At 47.1% G+C, this 14,510-nt stretch carries 11 protein-coding genes; 5 read left to right on the top strand and 6 right to left on the bottom strand.

All coding sequences use genetic code 11. The annotated features are described in order from the left end of the window. Nucleotides 1–202 precede the first annotated feature (202 nt). Nucleotides 203–1,462 (top strand): hypothetical protein, encoded by a 1,260-nt coding sequence (locus tag QUB08_RS01400; RefSeq protein WP_333222794.1) that lies wholly within the window; start codon nt 203–205, stop codon nt 1,460–1,462. Nucleotides 1,463–1,753: 291 nt separating this feature from the next. Here QUB08_RS01400 and QUB08_RS01395 read toward each other — a convergent pair whose 3' ends face one another. Next, a complete protein-coding gene (locus tag QUB08_RS01395) occupies nt 1,754–2,494 on the bottom strand; it encodes an SIMPL domain-containing protein (RefSeq protein WP_333222792.1) in 741 nt (246 codons plus the stop codon). Between the two features lie 139 nt (nt 2,495–2,633). Between QUB08_RS01395 and QUB08_RS01390 the strand changes: the two genes are divergently transcribed. From QUB08_RS01390 to QUB08_RS01380, 3 genes are all read left to right on the top strand, one after another. After that, nucleotides 2,634–3,017, top strand: a complete 384-nt coding sequence (locus QUB08_RS01390; RefSeq protein ID WP_333222790.1) for a YkvA family protein — start codon at nt 2,634–2,636, stop codon at nt 3,015–3,017. 210 nt (nt 3,018–3,227) lie between these two features. Continuing rightward, complete coding sequence (gene pcrA, locus QUB08_RS01385) at nt 3,228–5,576, top strand: DNA helicase PcrA (RefSeq protein WP_333222789.1); 2,349 nt, start codon at nt 3,228–3,230, stop codon at nt 5,574–5,576. A gap of 247 nt (nt 5,577–5,823) precedes the next feature. Continuing rightward, the gene (locus QUB08_RS01380) at nt 5,824–6,429 is read left to right on the top strand and encodes a hypothetical protein (RefSeq protein ID WP_333222787.1); all 606 of its coding nucleotides are present in this window, start codon (nt 5,824–5,826) and stop codon (nt 6,427–6,429) included. A gap of 2 nt (nt 6,430–6,431) precedes the next feature. Here QUB08_RS01380 and QUB08_RS01375 read toward each other — a convergent pair whose 3' ends face one another. From QUB08_RS01375 to QUB08_RS01355, 5 genes are all read right to left on the bottom strand, one after another. Then, the gene (locus QUB08_RS01375; protein WP_333222785.1) at nt 6,432–7,739 is read right to left on the bottom strand and encodes an FGGY-family carbohydrate kinase; all 1,308 of its coding nucleotides are present in this window, start codon (nt 7,737–7,739) and stop codon (nt 6,432–6,434) included. A 77-nt stretch (nt 7,740–7,816) separates the two neighbouring features. Next, nucleotides 7,817–8,026, bottom strand: coding sequence for a type II toxin-antitoxin system HicB family antitoxin (locus tag QUB08_RS01370; RefSeq protein WP_333222783.1), 210 nt, complete (start codon nt 8,024–8,026; stop codon nt 7,817–7,819). Between the two features lie 226 nt (nt 8,027–8,252). Continuing rightward, complete coding sequence (locus QUB08_RS01365) at nt 8,253–9,701, bottom strand: serine/threonine-protein kinase (RefSeq protein ID WP_333222781.1); 1,449 nt, start codon at nt 9,699–9,701, stop codon at nt 8,253–8,255. Nucleotides 9,702–10,027: 326 nt separating this feature from the next. Then, nucleotides 10,028–11,863 (bottom strand): biosynthetic-type acetolactate synthase large subunit, encoded by a 1,836-nt coding sequence (gene ilvB / locus QUB08_RS01360; RefSeq protein ID WP_333222779.1) that lies wholly within the window; start codon nt 11,861–11,863, stop codon nt 10,028–10,030. Between the two features lie 585 nt (nt 11,864–12,448). After that, the gene (locus QUB08_RS01355; protein WP_333222776.1) at nt 12,449–13,747 is read right to left on the bottom strand and encodes an MFS transporter; all 1,299 of its coding nucleotides are present in this window, start codon (nt 13,745–13,747) and stop codon (nt 12,449–12,451) included. Nucleotides 13,748–14,097: 350 nt separating this feature from the next. Between QUB08_RS01355 and QUB08_RS01350 the strand changes: the two genes are divergently transcribed. After that, nucleotides 14,098–14,436 (top strand): P-II family nitrogen regulator, encoded by a 339-nt coding sequence (locus QUB08_RS01350; RefSeq protein ID WP_006633346.1) that lies wholly within the window; start codon nt 14,098–14,100, stop codon nt 14,434–14,436. Nucleotides 14,437–14,510: the final 74 nt, after the last annotated feature.

Below are 14,510 nucleotides of genomic sequence, written 5' to 3'. Positions count from 1 at the left end.
GCTAAGACTTTGCCCGATGTCCGCTCGCGCGCCTTCAGCTTATTCAATGTCGAATGAACAGCGAGCCGCTAGCCCCGTAGTGGTCAGTACCTGTGAGAATCTACTTCTTAAGTAACAGTCAAAATCTAATTCTTAGGCAGTAGATTTTCTGAGAAGTATATAGTTAGCCTAGTAAATGTAGCAGTAATACCCAAGGATATCTATGACTGATAATAAACAGCCTTTTAAGCAACCTGAAGCCAATCCTGACTTCCAGAAAAAGAATGTTGACAATAGCGAAAACCAGCAGCTTCAGGCTCAGACTAACGAAAATGCAGAATCACAGGAAGATCAATCATCAGGCTCAGGCATTGGTGCGAGGATAGCTGGAGCAGCAGTCGGTGGTATACTCGGTGCTCGCTCTGGAGGCATTATTGGTGCTGTAGCAGGCTCAGTTGCTGGCGCTATGATTGGTAAAGGTACTGCTGATACTGTGAACCGTGCTGTAGATAATTTAGGGGATGCAGCACACACTGTAGCAGACGGTATTAAACACACTGTAGAAGAGCTAGGAACAGTAGCAAAGGAAACTGCTGAGGAAGTTAAACCATCTATCAAAGCTACAGCAGAAGCAGTCAAGGAGACTGTTGAGGAAACTAAGCCTTCGATTAAAAGTATAGCCGAATCTGTCGATCAGACAGTTAAGGAAGCCAAGCCTTCTGTAGTAGAAGCAGTCAAGAGCGCATCCGAGGAAGTCAAACCTACGATTAGAGAAGTCAAAGATTCTGTCAAGCAGACAGTCGAAGGTATCAAGCCTTCTGTACAAAGTGCAGCGGATTCTATTAAGAGCACTGCCGATGAAATTAAGCCTTCTGCCAAAGCTGTAGCTCAGGAAATTGAGGGGGCAACTAAGGATCTTAGATCGACTGTAAAAGATACAGCGAAAGCAGTTGAGCCATCTATAAAAAGTGCAGCCGAATCGCTTAAGTCATCTGGCAAGAGTGCAGCGGAATCAATGAAGTCATCTGCTCAAAGCGCCGCCGAATCTGCTAAAGGTGCAGCGCAGGATGTTAAGTCATCTGCTCAAAATGCTGCCGAATCTGCTAAAGGTGCAGCGCAGGATGTTAAGCAGGATGTTAAGTCATCTCCCCAAAATGCAACTCCATCTCCTCAAGGTGCAGGGCATGATTTTAAGTCATCTGCCCAAAATGCAGCCCAATCTGCTAAACCTCCAGTGCCTGATTTTAGGTCATCTGCCCAAAATGCAACCCCATCTCCTCAAGGTGCAGCGCATGATTTAAAATCATCTGCCCAAAATGCAGCCGAATCTGCTAAACGTGCAGCGCACGATTTTAAGTCATCTGCCCAATATCTAGCCGAATCCGACGCAGAGGGAAATAAGGATAGCGATATTCACATCTCCGGCAATCCTGAACTCAAGGACAAAGTGGTCATTCATGACAAGAGAATCATTAAGGACTAGGTAAAGTAAGGACTTAACTCTAGCTTGTTAAAGCTAGGGCTAAGAGAGTTTAACAGAGAGTGGATCTGAGAAAAGAGTCCACTCTTTTCTGTGTATGAGAAATGCGATCACCTACGGTTTAACAGAGAGTCTATTTATTGAGGAACTCTCCCCCTGAAGAAGGAGAGATTCCGTTTCTAGACTACTGGCAGAAGTGGTTAAAACGGCTAAAGTTTTTTGTACAAAAAGCTGCTTGATAAATCGAGAAAGAGTTAGGGTTAAGCTGATGTGGCCAGTTCAACCCTTAACTATTTAATATCCAAATTGCAAAGTCACAGAGGCTTCTACCTGCTGTTCCCCCCCCACCACAGGCGTTGTAGCATCAGCAGCAGCCATGCGAGGAGCAGCCAATTGTCGGTACATTGGAGGCGGCGCGATCGCACCGTTGACTTGAATGCCCAGAATGTCTCCCCGCTTGAGGTTCAGGGCGCTCAAGACTGCATCCGCTTGCGATTGAGCATCTTGAGTTGCTTTGCGGAGTGCTTGTTTTCGAGCTTGTTCGATCGCACTGTCGGTAGCGGCAAAACTCACGCCGTCGATGCGTGTAGCCCCAGCATTCACCGCATCGTCGAGCAAAGTGCCAGCAGATGCAGTATTAATCCGAAAACTGACGGTATTCGTCGCTGTATAGCCCGTCAAGCGCTGCTGGTTGTTTTCGTAGCTGTAAGTCGGGCTGAGGGTGATGCCTGCAGTTTCGAGTTTTTCGACTTGGCGCGATCGCAGCAACTCTACCACAGCGGACGATCGTCTCGCCGCTTCCTGCTGCACCTCGGCCGCCGTTTTCCCCTGCACCTCAACCCCCAGCCGCACTTGCGTTTGAGTTGTAGGAATCGCTTCGACACCCCGCCCAGTAACAGTCAGCGTTCTGATCCGCTGTTCTTGAGCAGCCGCCGGATCTAATCTCACGAAACTGACGAGAGTTAAGGTTAAACACAACGCTGTTAGCAGACTACGGAAATTAATGCGATCGCCACGTTGCAAATTTGAACTCATAAACTTGATTCTCCTCACATACAACAGATGCTATACTTTACCTTCCCACTGAAATTGCTAAATATCCGGGTGGTTACATTTTTAGCAACTAAAAAAAGTATTAGTCATTAGTCATTAGTCATTAGTCATTAGTCATTATATGCAATCCTTAAAACAAGTTGCCCGCCGACTAAAAAAAGAGACTTACGCTGTTTATTTAGCCAGTACAGACCAGAGAGTACCTTGGTACGCCAGAATTTTAGCAGGGCTTACGGTGGCCTACGCTTTTAGCCCGATCGACTTAATTCCTGACTTCATACCGATTCTCGGCTACTTGGACGATTTGATAATTGTACCTTTGGGAATTTGGCTGGTACTGAAGATGATTCCGCCACAGGTTTTAGCCGAGTGTCGGGAAAAAGCAGCCGCAGAAATAGAGCGAGGAAAACCGATAAATCGGGCTGCGGCTGTTGTGATTATTGCCATTTGGATTGGCTTGGGAATATTAGCAGCAATTTGGCTGACACGGATATTTAAACGTTAAAAAAAATTACCTATCTATTTATAGTGTAGGGTGCGCGCCGAGCACCTTACCTTAAACAAATCGCGTGACCAAAAAATATTTAAAGTTTAAAAAATCACCATTCTAGTTATAATATAGGGTGCGCTAGGCGCACCTTACGTTAAAAGAACTCCCGGTATCGCATACCAAGTATTATTTACCCCCTTAAAAAATTAAACTAACTTTCTACCTATGACTCAAACCACTGATTTCCTCAGCCACCTCAACCCATCTCAGCGCCAAGCAGTCGCCCATTATAACGGGCCGCTGTTAGTAGTAGCGGGCGCTGGTTCCGGCAAAACCAGAGCTCTAACTTACCGAGTTGCTAACTTAGTTCGCACCCATCGAGTTGATCCTGAAAATATTCTGGCGGTGACATTTACAAATAAAGCCGCCAGGGAGATGAAAGAAAGAATTGAGAAATTGCTGGCAACTCAGCAAGCTGAAGCGGAATATGGCAAACCTTTGGTAGACTTAGCCCCGGATGTACAAACCAAATTGCGATCGCAAATTTACCAAAGAATTACCAAGCACATTTGGATGGGGACTTTCCACTCTTTGTGCGGCCGCATTCTCCGCTACGATATTGAAAAATACCAAGACGAAAAAGGCCGCCAATGGAAGAAAAATTTTTCGATTTTTGACGAGTCAGATGCTCAAACTCTTGTCAAACAAATTGTTACCAAAGTCCTAAATTTAGACGATAAGAAATTTGACCCGCGCAAAGTCCGCTACGTTATCAGCAACGCTAAAAATAAAGGCTTGTCGCCTCAAGAATACCAAGCAGCAGAACCGGATTATCGCGGTCGTGTAATTGCCGATGTTTACAGTCGCTACCAAGATGCTTTAGCAGCCAACAATGCCCTAGATTTTGACGATTTAATCCTTGTTCCCGTTAAACTTTTGAGCCAAAACGAGCAAGTATTAAGTTACTGGCATAAAAAGTTTTGCCATATTTTAGTTGACGAATACCAAGATACTAACCGCACTCAATACGATTTGATTCGGATGTTGGTGACAAATAACGCCGACCCGAAAAACTTCGATAAATGGCAAAACCGCTCGATTTTTGTTGTGGGCGATGTCGATCAATCAATTTACAGTTTTCGGATGGCTGATTATACCATATTGCTGGAATTTCAAGAGGATTTCGGCGATGGTTTGTCAGACGAGAAAACTCGGACAATGGTAAAATTAGAGGAAAATTATCGATCGCGCGAAAACATCCTGCAAGTCGCGAACCACTTGATCGAACACAATACCGAACGCATCGAAAAAATTCTGCGCCCGACTCGCGAACCGGGAGCTCCGATTGTTGTCTGGCGCGCCGACAACGAATTAGATGAAGGGGAATTTGTAGCAGGTCAAATTCATTCCTTAAAGCGCCAAAACTCCGAATACGAAAACGGCAGTAACTTTGCGATTCTCTACCGCACGAACGCTCAATCTCGCTCCTTTGAAGAAGCATTAATGCGTTTAGATATTGCTTACAATATTGTCGGTGGCCTGAAGTTTTACGATCGCAAAGAAATCAAAGATATCCTAGCATACCTGCGGGTGCTTGCCAATCCCGACGATAGCGTCAGCCTCAAACGCATCATCAATAATCCCCGCCGCGGCATTGGCGATACCACATTTTCCAAAGTCGAAGACGCTGCAACTCAATTGGGGATTCCGTTGTGGGAAATCCTCAGCGATGAATCTTCTGTGAATACTCTAGCAGGGCGATCGGCAAAAGCTATTATTAAGTTTGCCGAAATGATTGGTCGTTGGCAATCGCAAGTTGAAACTCTGCCCGCTTCGCAAATTGTCCAAGGAATTATCCAAGATTCAGGCTACATTGAAGATTTGAAAAATCAAGGAACCGAGGAAGCCGAAAATCGCATAGAAAACGTCAGAGAATTGTACAATGCGGTGCTGCAATTTGAAGAACAAAACGAAGAAGCGACGCTGACATCATTTTTAGCAAAAGCATCTTTAGCATCCGATTTAGATGACTTGCAGGAAGAAGATTCCCGCGTATCGCTGATGACGCTGCACTCCGCAAAAGGGCTAGAATTTCCCGTAGTATTTCTAGTCGGAATGGAACAGGGTTTATTTCCGAATTTCCGCAGTTTAGACGACCCGAAAGCGATCGAAGAAGAACGCCGTTTGTGCTACGTCGGCATCACTCGCGCCCAGGAATTGCTATTTCTCACCCACACTCGCGAACGCCGCCTTTGGGGAGGTTTCCGGGAACACTGCACCCCTTCCCTATTCTTAGGGGAATTGCCGACACATTTGCTGGCTGGAAGTGCGAAGAAAACTAAAGCCGGGAAAACGGCTGCATCTAAAGGAAAAACTAATAATTCAGCAGCTAATTCTGGGAATTCTCAATCAGCAGAGTGGAAAACTGGCGAACGGGTTTTTCATCATGCTTTTGGAGTTGGAGAAATTACGCACGTTTTGGGAGAAGGTGATAAAACTAATCTGGCAATTAAGTTTTCCGGTTTGGGTCGAAAAATCATCGATCCGAGGACGGCTAAGTTGCAGCGAGTTTAATTAATAAGCTGTTCTGGAAATAGCTGTATTTTTTGGGGCGGGCTAGAAGCCCACCCCACAATAGTTATTGAAGATGTCTTATAAAAAAGCAGAAATCATATCGTTTCCGGTTGCATCGGAATAATAAAATCGAGTCAACAGTTAACACTCAACCATTCAGTTTTTCGACCCCTCCTTCTACAGTCAACAGTCAACAGTCAACAATCATTCCAGTACAACCGGAATTGATATCAAAACATAAACTCTTATGTCTTACAGTCAATTTACGACAATCGGCAAGGTTAAAGAAGCCTTCAATCTCACAGTAGTGGAAGGAATCAGATTTCTGCCGGAAATCGAACCGATCGCACCCGCAACAGCCTTGCAGACCATGCTGGAGACAAATTTGCCTTGGGCGATAGCCACTAGCACCGAAAAGGCCCGTTCTGAAGCCATTATTAACCCTGTACTGCTGGAAGTTCGCAGGATTCTGAACCAACAAATCAGCGTGTTTTCGGGTGAGGAATTTAATGTTGATGTGGCTGTTGGACTTACAGGAGTTTGCGATTTTATCATCAGCCGTTCCCCGGAACAATTAGACGTTGAGGCCCCGGTAATTGTGATGGTGGAAGCTAAAAAAGGAGATTTGAAAGTAGGTTTGGGTCAATGTATTGCTGAAATGGTGGCGGCCCAGAGATTTAATGAAGCGAAAGGGCGATCGATCTCAGCCATCTACGGCTGCGTTTCCAGCGGCACAGCTTGGCGGTTTCTCAAGCTGGAAGGGCAAATAGTGACGATCGATCTTACCGATTATCCGCTACCTCCCGTAGATAAAATATTGGGATTTTTAGTGTGGATGGTGCGCGAAAATTAGCATTATATCCCCATCGCACCCCGCATTGCTAATAACGCCGTCCCATAAGCAGCCGCAGTATGAATTGGCGTTTCCACAGGGACTTTTAAATAACGCTTTCTAATCGCATTCCAAACCGCATTTTTAGCGCCGCCGCCAGCAGTATAAACCTTTGTCAAAGGAGTTGCACCCAATTCTTGCAATAATTGATATCCCCGCGCTTCAATCCGCGCTATGCTTTCTAGCAAACCGTGCAGAAATTCCACTGAATCAGTTGGACGCGGTTCGAGTCGGGGCTGCAAATTCGGGTCATTAATCGGAAAGCGATCGCCCTTGTTCAACAATGGGTAATAATCCAGCAAACTCTCTTGTGCTGGATCAATTTGTGTGCTATAATTATCTAACTCAGCATCCGTAAAAAAGTTTCGCAGCACCGCACCTCCCGTATTAGAAGCGCCTCCAACTAACCACAAATCGCCTAATTTGTGACTATAAATTCCGTATGTTGAATCATCAACGCGGGTATGACTTAACAGTTTGACTGCTAGTGTAGAACCGAGAGAAGTTACTGCTTCCCCTGGTGAATTGACACCGCTGGCCAGAAATGCTGCAATGCTATCGGTTGTCCCAGCACAAACCATACAATCGCGGGGAAAACCGAAGCGATCGCCCACTTGAGCTTTCACTTCCCCCACAGGCGTGCCCGGTGCGACAACTTGCGGCAATTCAGGAGTTGCAGCGCCCGCAATTCCCTGTGTTAGCCAATTCGGATAGCACAAAGTATCAACATCAAAACCGAGTTTCAAAGCATTGTGATAGTCGCTAATTCCTAATTTCCCGTGCAGCATCCATGCCAGCCAGTCAGCTTGATGCAGGAAAACCGTAGGGGCGGTGCCCCCGTGCCCGCCCCATCCATCGAAGAGGGCGGGCACGGGGGCACCGCCCCTACAAAACCACAAGAGTTTAGCCAGACTGGATGTAGCGCTTAATACTGTGTGGTTGGCAGGGGCGATCGCCCGCAACTTCTCTGTCACCGCTGCACCGCGCGCATCATTGTATAAAATGGGTTCGCATACTGGTATACCGTTGGTATTGCACAGCATGACAGTGGAGGATGTGCCGTCAAGGGCGATCGCGCTTACCTGATTGCGGATGGTTGGGGGGATTTGCTCAATTACAGCCCACAGCGCATTTTGCCACACGGAGGGCAATTCCGACTGTTGTGCGTTGGCAAAAGTATGTTCTGTCTCGCAATGGATTGTACCCTGGGAGTCGATGATTGTCGATCGAGCGCCCGTGGTGCCAAAATCTATTCCCAAATAAAGATTCATTTATAGCAGTTGACAGTTGACAGTTGACAGTTGACAGTTGTTGTAGGGTGTGTAATCAAGAAACCGGGTTTCTGAGATTATCGTGCTTCTACATAGTCACAAAGCGTAGTTGGTTCGGGAATCGGTAAACCTTCTTCTCGCAATCCTGCTAAGTGAAATTCGATCGCTTCTTTAATTTGCTGCTGTACTTCCGCAAGGGTAGCGCCTGTGGCTGCACATCCGGGTAAATCGGGCGCGTAAGCTGAATAGTTATTGGGTGTTTTTTCAATTAGAATGGCATAACGCATTAGTTGATACCCACGGGTGGTCAGAAACCGGGTTTTTACGAACATCTTTCGTTGTCACCCACAGATTAGGCAAAAAACCCGGTTTCTTTGGCCTTAGTTGGTAAGTCGTGTCTTTGTGAAACCCATCCAATTAGCAGGTAATGAAATGACTAAAATCGATAATTTCGTAAAAAAAGGTTCGAGCGAAAAGACTTGAAAAGGGGCTGAAATCGCTATAGATTACAGCTTACAGCTCTCGATGCGAAAGAAGAGAGAACCATACAACCAACCCTAACCACCCCAACACCCCAACAACCCAACCCAATCCTCCTCCCTCCCACGCAAACACACGCGCACACGACGGGAGGTGCCCCCGTGGTGCTTGCTTTAGATTAAACGTCAGGTCATCGTACTTCAACCAATCTTTCCTCCCCTTACTCCTCTTTCGCCAACCGACACGATCGCCTAGCTTGCATTCAGTGTCGTAATCAACTTTACCGCCTATTTCTAACCAGATTTTTTTCTGGACGCTAAAGCCAAATTCACCCTGACTGTATTTTACCCACAATTGGTCGATCGTCCGCAAATCATCGCCAGGAAAATTCTCGATCGAGTCTTTAGTGAAATAACCTTCCTTCTCCCGTCTAGCAGCTTTCAGCATCACTTTGAGTGTTTCGTGATCCGCCTCTTTCCACTTCCCTGCTGCTAATAAATCCCGCAGACGAGTATAGTCAACACCCAGCGCAGATTTAAGGGAGTCTGTTGACGGTGGAGGTGTTTGAGGTGATGATTGAGGTGATGATTGAGGTGATGATTGAGGTGATCGAGTACCAAGAGCCTGCAACACTTCAGTAGCAGATTGATAACGTCGCTTACTAGCAGGTAGTATCATTTTATCTAAAATCACGCCCAGTTCCGAACTGACAGATGCTTTTAAGTGTTCTCGCCACACCCATTCCATCTCGCTTGTATCGAATAAATCAATCGGTTCAACCTGAGTTAACAGATACAGACAAGTGACACCCAGACTATAAATATCACTAGCATAAATGGCTTTGCCCGCGGCTTGTTCCGGTGCCGTATATCCAAGAGTCCCGATCGCAGTTCCCGTTACAGATAAAGCAGTTTGTGTAGCATATTTCGCTGCACCAAAGTCAACTAAAACCAGTTGCCCATCTTGCCTAAGAATAATATTTTCGGGCTTGATATCGCGGTGAATGACTTGGCGAGAGTGAATAAACTCGAAGGTGGGTAGTAAATTATTAAGCAACTCGCGAATCTGCGTTTCCCTAAAATATCCCTGAGATTCTAGTGCTTGGGATAAATTTTCACCGTCGATGAATTCTTGGACTAAATACTGCCGTCCATCTTGACTAAAATATGCTAATAAATCGGGAATTTGAGAATGTTTACCCAACTGTTCTAGGCGTACTGCTTCAAGCTCAAATAACTCAGCAGCTTTCTGGATACTATAAGTGCCTTGAGCTTGGGGGTAAAATTGTTTAATAACGCAGGGTGGTTTTGAGGGTTTATACTCGTCAACAGCTAGAAAAGTGCGCCCAAAGCCTCCTTGTCCAATGATTTTTTGGGCTCGGTAGCGATCGCCCAACAGCAGTTTATTCCCACATTTTTGACAGAATTTTGTATAGCCAGACGGGTTTTGCCATAGGCAGTCAGGGTTTAGACACTGGCTCATAAAATATGCTTATAAATTACAGATTAAAGCTCTCGATGCGATGCCAGCGGAGATGGTTTTCAATGTGAAACAGCAGATCCGGGTAAAGAGACGGCATTGCCGATATGTGTCAACTTAAGTCTGAAACCTTTGTATCTCTCGCTGTTATCCGAGGCCAGATCCCCCCTAGCCCCCCTTAAGAAGGGGGGAACCGGAGCGATCTCAAAGTCCCCCTTCTTAAGGGGGATTTAGGGGGATCTGGCCTCGCCGATAAACAGCAGTCTAGGACTACGTTTGACCTTAAGTTGAGACTAATAGGCACAGCCTAAGTCCCCACTCAAAACTCGTTAAACTTTTGTCCCGCACTCAGGACAAAACTTATTGCTTGAAACATTCTTAGCCCCGCAACTTGGACAATAAATCAACTCCGCAGATTGCAACTTGCTGCGTTCGGGCAAACCAACCATTTGAGCGTTGCTCTTACCTGGAACTACCATCGGATAGCAGTTTTCGTCCCTCGTCACCTTGACGTTCATCAGCACCGGGCCCTGGTGAGCGAGCATTTGCCCGATCGCATCTTTGAGTTCCTCCGGCCGCGAAACCAGCATCCCCTTCACGCCATAAGCTTCAGCCAGCATCACAAAATCCGGCATCCCCACAGTCATATTCGACGACGAATAACGCTCTCCATAGAACGCCTGCTGCCACTGCCGCACCATGCCTTGCCAGCCATTATTTACAATCACAACCTTGACATTAATGCCGTATTGTGCTAAGGTTCCCAACTCTTGAATATTCATTTGCACGCTAGCATCGCCAGCAATACAAATCACTTGCTCATCGGGTAGGGCCATTTTCGCGCCCATCGCCGCCGGCAGCCCAAAACCCATCGTGCCCAAACCAGCGCTGGAAATCCAGCGGCGCGGCCCGTTGTTCAAGAATTGAGCCGACCACATTTGATGTTGACCGACATCTGTTGTGTAGTAAGCATCCGGCGCTTGAGTAGCCAACTCCGAAATCACCTCTTGCGGAGACAAAATGTCTGGGTAATGAGGCACAACTAACGGATAGTCCTCTTTCCAGCGATCGATCCTGTGCAGCCATTCCGCAGTCTGTCCGGTCTTCCCCGAAACTCCAGTTTCCCGACAGCGGCGCAGCAAATCGAGCAAAACTTGGCGGACATCTCCGACAATCGGCACGTCAGGGCCGCGATTTTTGCCTACTTCCGCCGGGTCGATATCGATGTGAATCACCTTAGCGCGCGCGGCAAACTCGTCTAATTTGCCCGTCACGCGATCGTCAAACCTCGCCCCGACAGCAATCAGCAAATCGCACTCGGTAACGGCAAAATTAGCGTAAGCAGTGCCGTGCATCCCCAGCATTTTCACCGACAAAGGATGGTTTTCGTCAAAGGAACCTTTGCCCATCAGCGTTGTCGTGACCGGCAATTGGAAAAGTTCGGCCAGTTCCTTAATTTCCTCGTGGGCCCCCGCTGCGATCGCCCCGCCGCCTACATACAGCAAAGGACGCTTTGCTTCCTGCAGCAAATGAATTGCTTGATTAATTTGCCGAGGATTTCCCTTCACCGTGGGCCTGTAGCCCGGAATTCTCACCGATCCGGGTTCCACGGGCAGATAGTCAAATTCTTCTAAACCCACATCCTTGGGCACATCAACCAAAACAGGCCCCGGCCGCCCTGTACTCGCGATGTGGAAAGCTTCTGCCACAATTCGCGCCATATCTCTCGGGTCGCGCACTACATAGGAATGCTTGACAATTGGCAGGGTAATCCCATAAATATCAGTTTCCTGAAACGCATCAGTGCCGATCGCCGGACGGGGCACCTGACCGGTAATAATTACCATCGGGATCGAATCCATGTGGGCCGTCGCAATCCCCGTCACTAAATTAGTTGCGCCGGGGCCCGAAGTAGCAAAACACACCCCAACTTTTCCGGTAGCGCGGGCGTACCCGTCGGCCGCGTGAGCAGCACCTTGCTCGTGCCGCACCAGAATATGTTTGATAGCGCCAGTTTCTTCTGCGCGGTAGAGTTCGTCGTAAAGCGGCAGAATTGCACCGCCGGGATAACCAAAAATATGCTTGACACCGTGGCGGATCAAGCTGTCAATCAGAGCAAATCCACCAGTTGCACGCCTGATGGTCACTTTAGTTTTTAGTTGCACAGAATTTCCTTCCTTAAACTAATTATGATTTTTAATGAAAGCTTTTATACTACTTTAATCTCAATTAATGAAACTATGAAAATTTAAGTGGTGAGATTTTACAAAAGATTTCGCGATCGCAGAGGGTTCGCCCGATCGAGAAATTGTGGAACAGCAGAGGAAGAAAAGAAACAGAGGAAATAGTGGCCTCCATGCCTGTTTACCACGATCTGACGCTTGTAGAGCATTCGTGATTCGGCATTCGACAAGAAAAACAATCGTTTGAGCAATTAAGAACGTCCTAATCATCAGGGCGGTTGCTATGTTATGGATCGATCGCGAAAAGAAAGCCATTTTCCCTCTTACCATTGGTGTCAACACTAGCCTAAAACCGTTGATAAATCTTGTTGAGACGCGAGTGTCGAGCCCGCTGGCATTCCCGTTAAGAATGGAAACTAAAGAGAATGGTCCGGTTCCCCCCAACTCTCAGGGGATCTGGACAATCATCGTCAAACAGTAGCTCGGTACTAAATTTGACCTTAAGTTGACACCCATCCCCTCTTCCTTCTTCCTTCTTCCTTCTTCCTTCTTCCTTCTTGGCAAAGTTTACAAAACATCCTGCAAGACTTTACGAGTATGTTTCCAAGCTGCCATGCCCATCACCGAGACCAAAAAGCCCAAACTCAGCAACACGATCCGCAAGCCCTTGTCATTCGAGCCGACGGCTTGGCTGACAGCATCAGTCAGCGGGCCAGTAATCGCTAAAGGCAGGCTCAGAGCAATATTAATCGCATTGTTTTCCAATCCAAAGACCTTGCCCCGCATAGATTCTGGAGTTTTTTCTTGAATCAGAGCCTGCATCGGCCCGTTAATTAAGGAAGCACCAAAACCGAACAGAGCGCTCAATCCGAATCCCACCCATAACTGTCGAGTAAAGGCAAACATTGCTAATACAAAACCCATCATCAAGAAACCGATTAAAGGCAGAGGTTTGTGGTGCATTCGATGACCCCAGTGTCCCAAAAAGGCTGCGCCGAAGACCATTCCAACTCCCGCAGCAGCCAGCAAAAAGCCAAATTGAGTTTCTTTGAGACCTATTTTGCCTGAAAGTGCGATCGCCAGCACCTGAAGCGCGGCAAACACGGAATACAAAATGGTCAACTGCACCATTGCGTTGCTGACAAGGTGATTGTGTTTCAAATAGCGCAAACCTTCTTTAAGATCTTGCCAAGGATGGACGTTTTTACCACTGCTGCCGGCATGACCTTCTTTGATCTGCATGGCATAGATCAAACCTGCTGAGATCAGGTACAACCCGCCCAGCAAAAACTCTTGAGAAGCTGCTCCGAAGCTGTGTTTAACCCAACTAAACAGCGGTTCGCCGATCGTCATCCCGACAATAATCCCGCCCATTGTGGACGAGGCGAACAGCGCATTTGCCGACATCAGTCCCTCTCGCCCTACGGTCAGGGGGATTGCAGCCTGCTCTGCCGGAGCAAAAAATTGCGTTACGGTAGAGATTAAAAACGTCATCGTCAACAAAACGACAAAAGCTTTGGGCAAAAACGGCAAAGCTACAATCAACGCGGCTCGAATCACGTTGCAGGCGACCAGCATTTGCTTTTTGGAAAAGCGGTCTACCACGATACCGGCTACGGAACCAAAGACGATCGCTGGCACGGTGTAGGCGATCATCACCGCTGACAGCATAGAATTTTCCGAATGTTGCCAAGAAACCGGCCAGGGTCGGTAGTCGCCGGTTTTCAGCAGAATAATCAGCAATACGTAAAAGATTTTATCCGCCACTTGGGCCAATAACTGGCCCGTCCACAAGGCGAGGAAGGGGCGATTTCTCAGTAGGGCATCAAGCCCGCTGCGGTCAGGGGGAGGGCTGGCTGGGTGCATAAGAATAGTTTAACTGACCGCCTCTGGCAATTATAGTTTTCAGCAATATGTGCAAATCTGACATAGCAAAGCGGAAACTCGGAAAACTCCTGTCTCCTGGGTTCTTTTTCTGTTTTAGCAGATCCGTGGCGGAGGGCTTGGGTCTTTTTCACTCTACCGCGATCTATCGGAGCGGAGATCCCGCGCCTCGGGCCAATGGGAGAATATTGTTAAAGATTGGCGTGCCTCTCATCGCGAGTACAAAATAAGGTAGTATATTTTACAAAATACTTAATACTAGCAGTGATATTAAAAGATGTCACGCGATTTAAGTAATATAACGAAGGTACTAACTGTTAGGAGTGAAAAACTTGAAAAAGGTTGAAGCTATTATTCGCCCCTTTAAACTAGACGAAGTGAAAATCGCACTCGTCAATGCTGGTATTGTGGGGATGACTGTTTCTGAAGTTAGAGGTTTTGGCCGTCAGAAGGGCATGACAGAACGCTATCGCGGTTCTGAGTACACCGTTGAGTTCTTGCAAAAGCTCAAGGTCGAGATTGTTGTGGAAAACGATCAGGTTGACATGGTGGTTGATAAAATTATCGCGGCTTCCCGCACGGGCGAGATTGGCGACGGCAAGATTTTCATCTCTCCTGTAGAACAAATTATTCGGATTCGGACTGGGGAAAAGAACTTGGAGGCAATCTAAGATACTGGGGCATTGGGCATTGGGCATTGGTAATTGGTAATTGGTCATTGGTCATTGGTAACTAATCATTGCCA

Origin of the sequence: Microcoleus sp. BR0-C5, assembly GCF_036705045.1 — a bacterium.
Taxonomy (GTDB): Bacteria; Cyanobacteriota; Cyanobacteriia; order Cyanobacteriales; family Microcoleaceae; genus Microcoleus.
This window is presented reverse-complemented; position numbering and strand designations above follow the sequence as displayed.